The organism is Thorsellia anophelis DSM 18579 (assembly GCF_900111395.1).
Lineage (GTDB): Bacteria > Pseudomonadota > Gammaproteobacteria > Enterobacterales > Thorselliaceae > Thorsellia > Thorsellia anophelis.
This window is the reverse complement of sequence record NZ_FOHV01000006.1, coordinates 17,644-29,612: the sequence shown is the minus strand read 5'-3', so window position 1 is coordinate 29,612 and position 11,969 is coordinate 17,644. Positions and strand designations below refer to the sequence as shown.

The window sequence follows — 11,969 nt, the reverse complement described above, 5'->3', positions numbered from 1 at the left end:
TCTACAATAGTTTGTAACAAATTCTCATAAATATATGTACTTACTTTAACATGAAAAGGAGTGAAGTAAATTCCTAAAAGTAAAAAACTTTGCGTGGCAGCTCATCTTATTGACGAATACTATCATCTCCACGCCCAATCCATTTATAAGTCGTCAATGCATCAAGCCCCATTGGACCTCTGGCATGGAGTTTTTGAGTGCTGACTGCAACTTCTGCTCCTAAACCAAACTGAGCCCCATCAGTAAACCGAGTGCTTGCATTGACGTATATCGCAGCAGAATCAATCGAATCTATAAAATAATCGGCTGTTTTCATATTTTGGGTCAGTATTGCATCTGAGTGATGTGTGCCATAAGTTCGTATATGGTCGATTGCATCATCAATGGTACCAACAATTTTCACATTCAAAAGCAGCCCTAGTGATTCTTCAGCATAGTCAGAGTTCGTTACCGGTTTAACGTACTTTGGTAATATTTCACCTTCATCAATGGCGATATTTGATTTTAGTATAGTTGCAACTTTCTCACATACCCGCAATGTAACGGTTCTATCAGATAAATAGTGATAAAGTTTAGGGATAAATACCTCTGCAATATCATTATGGACTAATAATGTTTCAAGACTGTTACAAGCGCTTGGGCGTTGTATCTTGGCATTATCAATGATTGATAATGCTGAGGCTATCTTTTCTGATGATAAGGAATGTATATCATTATCGCTATTGTCTGAAAGTGCAAAGTATTGATTGTCTAAATAGATATGGCATACACCTATTCCCCCTGTAATAACAGGAATAGTTGAGTGCTCTTTACATAAACGATGTAAACTTGCCCCGCCACGAGGAATAAGCATATCGATATAACTGTCTAATTTGAGTAATGTATTCACATACTCTCTATCTGGTTCTAATATTCCTTGGATAGCATGGATGGGTAAACCAAATCCTGAAAGTGTCTCTTGAATGATCTCTATTAGTACACGATTAGTATGAATGGTTTCTTTACCACCTCTCAATATAACTGCATTACCAGTTTTAAAACACAAACATGCCACATCAATAGTGACATTAGGTCTGGCCTCGTAAATAGCCGCAACGACACCTAAAGGTACAGAACGTTTTTCTAGCCTAAGACCGCTATCTAATAGCTTTCCTTCTAAAGTAATGCCGATAGGATCAGATAAACTTGCCACATGCCGAACTTCATTAATAATTTGTGTTATGCGTAAAGGAGTCAAAAGAAGTCTATCTAACATAGCTTCACTGACATTAGTCTTTTTAGCTAAAGCTATATCTTTTTGATTAGCATCTAATATTTTAGATTCATTTAACTCAAGAACATCCGCTAAAGCCAGTAAAAACGCATTTTTTTGAGAGGTGTTAAGTTTAGCCAAATGCCAAGAGGCGATTTTTGCGCTTTGTGCAATTGTAATGAGGTTTGCTTTAATTTCATCCTCTGTTGGTAACTGTGATTGTAAGCTTTGCATAGTCATCCTCTATATAAGTAAGCAACGTAAAACTATCATATCAATAACGCCCATAATGTTAAATACTCATTTCATGAGTTCTTCAAAATAAACTGAATATAAATACAGAAAGTGAGTGGTTGTAAAAATAAAAAAATTGCACAAATGAGGCTTGGGGTTAATCAGATAACGCCAAGAATGATTTTGTTAGCAGATGAAATAGACAAAACAATAAAGAAACCCTTATGAACAATGCTTTCTTTACGTTGCTCCTCAAAACTTTACAAAAAAAGAAGTTGTGTATTTTATGTAATACCTAAAAGGGAAAATATAAAAAAAATAATAAGTTACAACCAGTCAATGTGAACAAATTGTAACCAAAGGTTACTTTAAATGAGGTGTGCCCCACATATCTATGTAAATCATTTCAATTTGTAATAAAGATATAGTAAAATAAGACGAAATGTAATTTAACTAGTGAATTTTTAATGTTGAGTAACAAATCAATTGTAACTGTTAAGAAGTAAAATGGTAGTCAATTCGCTAACTGAGAACCATACCTCAATACACTTAATAGCATTGGGTAAATAGTAAAAAAGTTAAGTAGTTGGTTAAATTTGTTTCACGGAAGCTTGCAATTTTAAAAAACTAAAAATAATCCAATAGAACTTAATTCATGGATAGAGTGAAAAAGTCAATGAGAAATAAACTTATATATTTAATAATGTTTGCTTGTCTTCTCGTAACAGGGACGGGATATGCAAATCAAGTGATTAGCAACAACTCAACTGGAAATGATCAGGCTACGTATGAGTCAACTGAATTAACAAAAAACATTAAAGAAATCAATGAAACTACTTCTGCAGCACCAGAGGTATCGACGGTAGTTTTGACTTCTGATAACACTCCGTACCAAATAGCACTACAAAATAATCTAACTTTATCAGAGTTGGATAAGTTAAATAATGGTGAATTGTCAAGTAAAGAAATCATAAAAGCTGGAGAATCTGTGATCCTACCAGCAAACTCGATTATGGCAAAGCTAGCGCAGCCAAAGCAAACTACAACTAATCAAAAAAGTGCCATTACGTTGCCTAGCCTTGGTAATGGGAAAAAATCTGATGATGAGTCATATCTCACTCAAATTCTAGATGAGGTACCTGCCTCAAATTATTTAGAAAATGATGCAGAAAAAAATGCAGCAATTTTGATTGAGGATGCGGCAACTCGTGATTGGGAAAATTTTGAAGCGCAAAATTTAATAGATGATGCAGAGATTTGGGCTGAGAATTATGTTGACGGCAAGGTTAACGCAGCTAAATCTAAAGTACTATCACAAGCTAATAGCTATCTGAATAAACCTATTAATGATCTATTAGGTAGATTTGGTACAGCGCAATTTAGTTTATCAGTAGATGAAAAAGGTGACTTTACAGCGTCTGATTTTAAACTATTTAGCCCACTGTATGATGTTGACCAAAATTTAGTCTTTGGGCAAGTAGGGGTGCACGAGCAAGGAAGTGGTAATGAAGAACGCTTAATTGGTAACTTCGGTTTAGGCTATCGTTATGATACAGATGACTATCTAGTTGGTGGTAACGTATTTATTGATCATGACTTTACTGGTAGTAACACAAGACTAGGCCTTGGTGGTGAATATTGGCGTAATTACTTAAAACTTGCAGTTAACTATTATGCGCCATTAAGTGATTGGAAGTCATCCGAAGTATTACTTGATTTTGAAGAGCGCCCTGCAGAAGGATTTGATATCAGAACCCAAGCATATTTGCCAAGTTATCCGCAATTAGGGGGCTCATTAGTTTATGAGCAGTATTTTGGTGATGAAGTGGCCTATTTTGGACTGGAAAATCGCCAATCAGATCCATACGCGGTAACAGTAGGACTTGATTATACACCGATTCCTTTAATTACAACTAATGCAGGCTACACATTAGGTAAAAGTGGCGAAGCACAAGCGCAATTTGATTTAGATTTAAATTTACAGTTAGGTGTGCCAATTGAGCAACAACTAGACCCGAGCCGTGTTGCTGATCTCAGAACACTCAAAGGTAGCCGTTACGATCCTGTTGATAGGAACTATGACATTGTATTTGAGTATCGTGCTAAAGCACTTGAAGTTGAAATTAAGGCAATTGAAGCGGTTATTCCTGTAAGAACAGAAGCTCAGATTGTTAAAGTAAGAATTTCAAATGAATCTAACATTGTTAATCATGTTTGGTATCGATTTGATGAAATTACTCAAGCATGGAATGCAGTTGCAGATGAATCTGATTCATCTATTGAAAGATTAGATGACCTACGTAATAGTGTAGGTAAATACAAATATAAATTATTTGTAAAAACAGAAACAGGTGCCACAGGTGTTTCTAATACTGTTGAAGTTGAAGTGATAGCAGGACAAGGTGCAACTTTAGACAATATGATGGAAGATGATGTTTCATATGTGTCGTCTAATACAACTTGGGATGATATTGATAATATTAATGAACTTGAAACTAATCCTATATATAACAACAAGTTTATTAAACTTTATTATCAAACAGAAGAGTATTTACCAGATTCATACGAAATAGAATTATTTGCTGCAAGCAGGGACATTGAGCGTCAGAAAATCACGTTACTTCCAGAAGATGAGATTGCTTCTTATATGAGTTCTAATCCAAATGTCATGATGGTTGGAATAAAGAAGGCAGTAGATGCAGATCCTGAGGACCCAGCTAAGCATAAAGGTTGGTATATATATGTTTTAGCTGATAATGCTTTATTAGATGTAGGTGAAATGCAAATTAATTTTGAGTTTGATGCGTTGACTCGAGACGATCTAACTGGTCAGCCAGTTGTTAGCAGTAATATTGAAAATGGGACATTTTATTCAAACTCATTTGAGCCAAATATATTTGCAAACATGTATGTAGAGTTAAGTGTCATTGATTTAGGTCAAATACCAAGTACTACTACACGAAGCGCTAGATTCATGTCAAATAATGATGAGCTTATAAATTTTGAACAAACTGTCTGTGAAAATATAACAAATTATGAAAGTAGAATACTTTCAAAGACAACTTATAAAATAGCGACATTAGATGGAAAAGTATTACCAAGTGAAGCAGGGAATAAATCGGTTGAAATGATTGATTATGCTGAATCAAAACCTGCATATGTAGATCACTATTATGGTGTTTGCATAATACATACTAAATCTGAAGTACTTGGTGGAGAAACTGTGGAAGTGATCATACCTGAAGACCCTATTGTACTTAATGAAGATGTACAAAACTCGATAGTTTGGCGTTATGGTATTGATGATGCTCCTGACCTTTATAGTAAGGGCAATGTAGATTTGAGGGATTTTGAAAGTGACGAGCAAGGTATTCAGGAGATTTTAACATACCCACAGGATGAAACTAAAGGTGCTCGTATTGCGCGCTATAACGGCCTTGAAGGTTGCCGTGCAAGAATGATTTTTAGAACTCAGACATCTAATGTTGATAATAATGAATTTGTTTGGGGTGATCTTGGTAAGGATGCTGTAGAGCAATGGACAGAGCAAGGACTACAATTATCTGTGCAATTTAATACGATTGATATGAATGATGGGCGAGTATTACCTGAAATCGATCCAATTTGCCCGAGTTACACAGATTTAGTTTCTATTACTGATGATGCCAAAGATCAATTTATTAAAAGCGGACGATTTGATGAAAACAATATTGAAAACGACACTCTTTTACCTACATCAAACGGTGATTATGTAGGAGTCTGGCACTAATGGATAAAATGACATTGTGTATAAAAAAGTTATTTAAACCAATGACTCTTATTTCGAGTATCAGTGTCATGTCAATCTTGTCAGCAAATTACGCAAATGCTGATGCACCGCAGTGGCAATTCGTTGATGAATTTAAAGACTTTATAGTCATTACTGAGCCAACTGACAAAGTAATAGGTCATAGACCAGGTGTTGAAACATTTGCATTAGTCAAAAATGGTCTAACGGGACAACCTGATCAGCTAGAAATGTGTGATACGGTCAAAATCACCTATCGTATATTAGATAAAGATGCTGACTGGGCCGATATAGCAACAATTGCAGATACTGTAAAATGGTTTGTTTTTAAAGTTCCAACGGGTCAATCTATACCAGAGCAAATTCAAGATGAAGATAAGTATTTTTTAGTCTCAAACGACTCGATAAATGATACGGATATTCCTTTTGATCTAAGATATAGAGACTTTGAAGATACTCAGTTAAGTCCTGATGAGCAAAACTTGTCGTTAAGATTACTTGACCATATTAAGCTTAGAAATGCAGCATCTGGAAAGTTAGAAGCAAAAAAATTAAAAGCGTTTATTAATAGCGCTAATAAAGATGATTATAAAATATATTTAGGCTATGAACTTTGGCCACATACTGAAATTGGTGAACCATATCAGAGTTCTAAAATTACAGTAGTGAAACAATTTAAAAGCGTTACTAGATTAAGTCCAGAATTAGAGATAGGTGAAGAGCAACTCATATCTGAAACAACTGATATTAGCTCGATTGTACAAGAATATGGATTAGGTGAGCGCTTTATGAATTACACAGCTGTGTCTAGTAATGAAATTAACGCTGATACAGCATCGTGCGTATTACCGCCACCTATCAAAAATAGTCCTTACTTAATTGGTTATTACTTAGTACAGGAAGAAATTGATGATACTGAACCTGTTGATTATTTAGTAGCAGGTGAAAAATATATCGTTCAATTTTTCTATGATAAAAATAAAAATAGATTCATTGATAATGAGGATGAAAATTTAACTCAAGAATTGCTAGCAGACGGGGCAATGGATTATATCGAAAGGCCATTTATTAATGGATTGAGATTAGATCTTGCGTTTAATAGTAATGGTGTGAATTTAAATGCATACGAAGATACAGAAAACCCAAATAATAATTCAGTATTTATTAATCCAGTTATTGTCGATGACACTGGCATAGTAAATGAAAATTTAAAAGATCCGGATACTGCCGTTGAAGGTAGAGGGATTCCTTTAGATCGCTTTAGAAATGAATTTTTAACAGGTGGCATGCATTTCTTCTGGATAGAAAATGATACTAGTACTACAAGAAACTTATATTTTGAGACTGTCGAAGGTATTCGTATTCCAGAGGAATTGCTTGATACAGCTAATGTACCAAAAGTTTTACCAGATCATTTTAAAAGTAATATTGATAATGCAATCACCTTGCAACAATTTATTATAAACGTGAAATCTTCTTACCCTAAAGGGTATGAGGATTATGAGGAGAATCCTGATGCAAATGATATACAAGGAGGAGTTGAGTGATAAAACGTAAAACACTCTCTTTGTGTATCGTACTTTCTTGTATATCAGTTAATGCAACTGCAGAGGAAGGGTTATCTTTTTTGAAAAATAGGCCGCAAAATAAAGCCGAACCTATGCCCTTAGCAGATGGTGTTTCTCAACCTTATCAATATGGACAGGTTTTTGGTACACATCCATTTTTTTCTAAATTGAGTTTAAAAGCCTTTGAAAAAAAAGAAGGCAAGTATGTAGAAGTTGAAAGAGAAATTAATGGACTAGTACCAGGAATGATACTAGATCTACCATTGTATGAATCACAAAAACGATTCAGTACAAGACAATTTACCGATGATGGACTACCAAAACCCACTGAACAAGATAATTATTTTTGGTCAGATTGGGATAAGGGTGATAGTGAAATTGATCAAAATGAAATCGACATCAAGTGGTATAGGTTGACACTGAAGCCGGAATTGAAATATCCAAATTCTGCAAATTGTGAAGTGCTAGGAAAAACAATTGAATTTAATGCTAGTGATAGCAATAGCTTACGCTGGGAGAAAATGCAAAAAAGAGCTTTAGAAGTCGGTGCGGATTTTTCAGTGATGCATGATGATGATACAACACCTTGGAACAAGTGCTTTGATGTATCCGAAATCACTGTTGAGCAGATTGATAGCACGATGACTGAAGATTTGGAATTATCAGAATTCCCAATTGTAATTCCTTTTATGGATGACTCTGAAAGAATTGGATTTTCAATTACACCTATATCTAAGTTTGGTTTCCCGAAAGAAGGGTTTACTGCTTATGTATGGGATATAAGCAAAATTTGGGCACATAAAACACCTGAAAAAAATCTAAGTAGTGAAGTAGGAATAAACGCCTCTATAGTGCTTTTTCCAGAAAACGAGGAGTTCAATCAAGATAGGGCATTACCAATAGGTGAACATCCTTTTATTCGTTCTCCTGAAATTATTGCGTTTGATACAGCTTATAGAGTAAGAATTTTCGATAAAGAATATTACGATTTAAATAAAGATAATTTAGATAATCGCTTTGATCTTTCAAAAATTGAAAAAGCGCCATTTGTAGACTTAATTTCTGACAATTTAAGTAATCAAGAAGAAATTAATAATGCAATATATCAAGGTTTCTATGTCAATCGCCAGTATGTTGCAATTATCGAAATTAGAGATTCCAGCAACAGGGTAAGGCGCTTAACTCGTGAAGAAGTTGAAGGGCAAGTACCTCAGGGAGAATTAAACTTATTCTGGGAATTAGTTTGGGAAGATAGAGATAATGGCGAGCTTTACATCAATGAAGATAAAACATTATTTGATGCAAATAAAGAATATAGGATTATTTATAGTTACGAAGATGAAAAGCAATCGGTTAAACCAAAAATAGCCATCAAATATATACTAAATGACCAAAACCAGGACACAAATCAAATTGAATATGTTCAATTTAATTCACAAATTAATAATGTTGATGTCGGCCCAGTGCTTGATAACAAGGTGAATCCAGAGATGAGTGAACAAAGTTTTAAAGCATCGATTAATTTCAGAATAGATGAAGAGCTGGAAATCACACCATCAAATTATTATGAACTTGTCGATCCTGCTGGATTTACTGAGATAGGAGCAGCAGATGATGAATTAAAAGATTAGCTTTTCACCACTGGGTAGTAATGAATATTAAAATTTATAATTAAAGGAAGATAATACTATGAAAAAATCCACACTCAAAAATCGCATATTTAAGTTTACTCTAATTGCCTCAGCTATGACTTCTATTATTTTTAGTCAAGGTGCTGCTGCCGCTCTAACGGAAGCAAAAAGTACATCAACCCCAACTATGCAAGGTTATGCGCCTTATTTACCAAGTGTAGGTGCGCGTTATGTGAATAAAGATTTAACTGAATATTCTAAACCATTAATCGGTGACATTATTGAAGTCCCAACCTATTTATTAAATGAAGATTGGTATACTTTTCGTGATGGGAATGCGACTACGGCAAATGGTGAACGAGAAGATGTTGATGCACCACCTGCATTTTTAAAAGCACAAGATTTTGATGCTGATAATGCGATTAATGGTCGTGATCGTGAAGGTCAATATTTAGGGCAAAAAGTATCTGTTAAATGGTATGTGATTAAAGAAAAACCAGAAGCAAATGGTGTTAAGTATGTCTGGGCAGATTCAATCAAATTTGCTGATAACGATACATTTTTATCGAAAGCAAAAGGCCTTGAAGGTGAAGCACTTGAGCAATTATTTTTAGATTGGGAAACTGAGGCCAATGCAGGGAACCCTGCAGTTATACAAAAAATTGTTCGTGGTTGGGAAGATATTGATATTCAACCAAGTGACGTAACAGGAAGTAGCATTGATGAGTCATATTACATTCCCATGTCGAATGGTTCAGATAGTTCACTTGCACTGCGTATACCGCCAGAAGCAGGAAATAAACGTATCGGTTTTGTCATAACTCCAGAATCAAGAACAGGTGATCCTGCACGTGGTACACCATTACGTGTAGCTGACCTTAACTTCTTCTGGGGACAAAAGCCTAATACTAAACCAGGTGATGTGTGTGAAAATCCAATTCTTCCAGATTCTGATACTGGAATCATTGATACAACCTGTACAACTGATAGCGGAACACCTGTTAAACCAAATGAAGATGGGCCTGGTGGTGTAGTTGGATTAAGACAATACATGGTTAATATTCGTTGGAGTGAAGATGGTTCTGGTATTCCTAAATTCGATGATCGTGGTCAGCCAACCGATCCGATTGTAGGTGCTCACCCTGATGCGATGTTCCCTGCAACTAACGAAGTGTACTATGCAGAAATTGCAATTTTGTCAGGCGGAAATGAAGAAGTTGATCCAAACACACCTACTCCATTTAGTGTACCTGTAAATAAAGATTTATATCGCTTATTAGAAAACAATACATCAAATAACGAAAATGAAAGAAATACTGTGACATGGGAATTAACACAACATAAATTTGCTGTTGATGCAAATGGTGTTGTTTCAATTGATAGAACTACTGCCGTGAAAGATGCTAATGCGTCATTAAAATTAAACTGGGGAGCGGATAAGACAGCAGAATCATTTATTAATCTAACGTGTACCCAAGATGGTCTTGATAAATTAGTGAATATGGAAATAACACTAGATGAATTAGCTGATGGTGGATATGCAGATACGGCAGCTGGCAATAATCATCCAGAAGGAAAATGTAATCCATTTACAGACCATGCATTTAAAACACAGGTAAATAATAAACAAGCACAAACCTTTTGGTCTAATGTGGTTAATGCACCATCACAAGGTGCGAACTTATTAAATGAAGGGATCTTTCCTGAAATGTCTGAACAGTTAATGAGTATCCAAGTCACATTCCAGTATGAGAATGATGGATTAGAAGAGGGTGTTCAAGTAGATGAAAATGGAGACCCAGTTACTCCGTAATTAAGTTATCGTCATATTCGGCATGTTGAGTGTGCCGAAATATATCAAATTTTAGGCACACAAACTTGTAAATTAAAGGAATAAAAATATGAAATTAAACTCTAAAAAAGTGTTCAAAACAGCAGCAATTAGCGTTGCACTATCAGGTCTATTAGCAAGCAGCATAGCATCAGCCGCGCTTACTGATGCTGAAAGTACATCAACACCCACAATTAAAGGTTATGCACCTTATTTGAAAAGCGTAGGTTCTCGTTTTGTGGGTAAGCCAGTTGGCTATAAAGGTGAAGTATTCATAGGTGACATCATTGAAGTGCCGACTAGCGCGTTTAATGGTGTTGATAGCGATTATTATACCTACCGCGATGGTAATGCGACCACTAAAACTGGTCCTGCTGACCCAGTAAACTTACCAGAATATTTACAGTCTCAAGATCTTGATGGTGATAATGAAACACGTAACCGCCAAGGCCAATTTTTGAAACAAAAAGTCTCGGTAAAATGGTATATCGTTGAAGCCAAAACAGATAAAAAATGGGCTGATGAAATCTTTGAAACAGAAAATCCAGCTGGTAACTTTGCAACAGATTTTAATGTGGCTGATCTAGGCACTGCTCCTTATGATAGCGCGGTAAAAAGCTGGGATGATGTTAATGCAGTGGCTTTAAATGATGAAACTTATTATGTGCCAATGGGAGATGGTAGCCGTAAGAGTTTAGCTCTACGTGTACCACCTGAAGCGGCTAATAAACGTATCGGTTTTATCATTGTACCTGAATCACAAACGGGTGACCCGTTCCGTGGTAATCCACTTAAAGTGCCAGATTTGAACTTCTTCTGGAAACAAGACCCAACAACAGAACCTGGAGACGTGTGTGAAGTTGCACCAGACCAAGAATTAGCTGATGAGTGTGATACTAATCCAGGTGAACCTGGTGGTGAAAACCCTGGTGAGGGTGGTGGTTTTGTTAAAATTAGACAATACATGATCAATATCCGTTGGAGTCAAGATGGTACAGGGGTACCTAAATTTGATGAGGCTGGCCGTCCAATCGATCCTATCGTAGGTACTGCCGAAGCGCCATTCCCTTATACGGATGAAGTTTATTACCCAGAAATTTCAATATTAACTGTACAAGGTGATGAAAAAGTCCCTGCGCCAAGAAGCTTACCAATTACAGCTCAAGATTTCCGTATTTTAACGGATGTTGAAAAAGCAACAATCAAATGGGAATTAACTGCGTTAGATTTAGACGAGGATCCTAATTCAGCGGAATTTGGGCAATATGTCGCTGGAACTGAAAAAACAGCTTCACTAGCTTGGCCTTTAGATAAAGATAAAGGACGGTTTATTGACTTAACATGTGATGCAGCAGTCCTAGCTGACATTAATAGCGGTATTGATATGGTTACAGCATTAGGAGGAATAGATGCTGGAACAGGTAAAGTCAATACACAGTGTAATCCTTATTCAGACCATGCATTTAGAACTCAGCTTAATAACCCTGAAGCTGAAAGTTTCTGGGATCAAGTTTCTACCCCATTCGATGTCCTTGAACTGCAAGAGAAATCAGAACAAAGAATGGCGATTAAAGTTAAATTCCAATATGACAACGGTAGCTTAGATGAATCTAATACCCAGCTAACGCCATAGGTTTAAACTTAAATAATTCAATTAATAACTGAG

6 protein-coding genes are annotated in these 11,969 nt (G+C 35.7%); 5 read left to right on the top strand and 1 reads right to left on the bottom strand.

Translation table 11 applies throughout. The features are described from left to right. Nucleotides 1-106: 106 nt before the first annotated feature. On the bottom strand, nucleotides 107-1,486 hold the full coding sequence (locus BMW37_RS04875; protein ID WP_093318250.1) for a glutamate-5-semialdehyde dehydrogenase: 1,380 nt from the start codon (nucleotides 1,484-1,486) through the stop codon (nucleotides 107-109). Nucleotides 1,487-2,162: 676 nt separating this feature from the next. Here BMW37_RS04875 and BMW37_RS04870 point away from each other — a divergent pair. From BMW37_RS04870 to BMW37_RS04850, 5 genes are all read left to right on the top strand, one after another. Further along, the gene (locus BMW37_RS04870; RefSeq protein WP_177168582.1) at nucleotides 2,163-5,255 is read left to right on the top strand and encodes an inverse autotransporter beta domain-containing protein; all 3,093 of its coding nucleotides are present in this window, start codon (nucleotides 2,163-2,165) and stop codon (nucleotides 5,253-5,255) included. Next, nucleotides 5,255-6,820, top strand: a complete 1,566-nt coding sequence (locus BMW37_RS04865; RefSeq protein ID WP_093318248.1) for a hypothetical protein — start codon at nucleotides 5,255-5,257, stop codon at nucleotides 6,818-6,820. Before BMW37_RS04870 ends, BMW37_RS04865 begins: the two co-directional genes overlap by 1 nt. Next, entirely contained in the window at nucleotides 6,817-8,472 is a 1,656-nt protein-coding gene (locus BMW37_RS04860; RefSeq protein WP_093318247.1) for a hypothetical protein, read from the top strand. The genes BMW37_RS04865 and BMW37_RS04860 overlap by 4 nt, the downstream gene beginning before the upstream one ends. A 58-nt stretch (nucleotides 8,473-8,530) precedes the next feature. Beyond that, a complete protein-coding gene (locus BMW37_RS04855; RefSeq protein ID WP_093318246.1) occupies nucleotides 8,531-10,285 on the top strand; it encodes a hypothetical protein in 1,755 nt (584 codons plus the stop codon). A gap of 88 nt (nucleotides 10,286-10,373) precedes the next feature. After that, nucleotides 10,374-11,936 (top strand): hypothetical protein, encoded by a 1,563-nt coding sequence (locus tag BMW37_RS04850; RefSeq protein WP_093318245.1) that lies wholly within the window; start codon nucleotides 10,374-10,376, stop codon nucleotides 11,934-11,936. Nucleotides 11,937-11,969: the final 33 nt, after the last annotated feature.

Bases quoted from the DNA above. Each gene is read 5' to 3' on its own strand.
- BMW37_RS04875 (WP_093318250.1), bottom strand. From the start codon at position 1,486: ATGCAAAGCTTACAATCACAGTTACCAACAGAGGATGAAATTAAAGCA.
- BMW37_RS04855 (WP_093318246.1), top strand. From the start codon at position 8,531: ATGAAAAAATCCACACTCAAAAATCGCATATTTAAGTTTACTCTAATT.
- BMW37_RS04865 (WP_093318248.1), top strand. From the start codon at position 5,255: ATGGATAAAATGACATTGTGTATAAAAAAGTTATTTAAACCAATGACT.
- BMW37_RS04850 (WP_093318245.1), top strand. From the start codon at position 10,374: ATGAAATTAAACTCTAAAAAAGTGTTCAAAACAGCAGCAATTAGCGTT.
- BMW37_RS04870 (WP_177168582.1), top strand. From the start codon at position 2,163: ATGAGAAATAAACTTATATATTTAATAATGTTTGCTTGTCTTCTCGTA.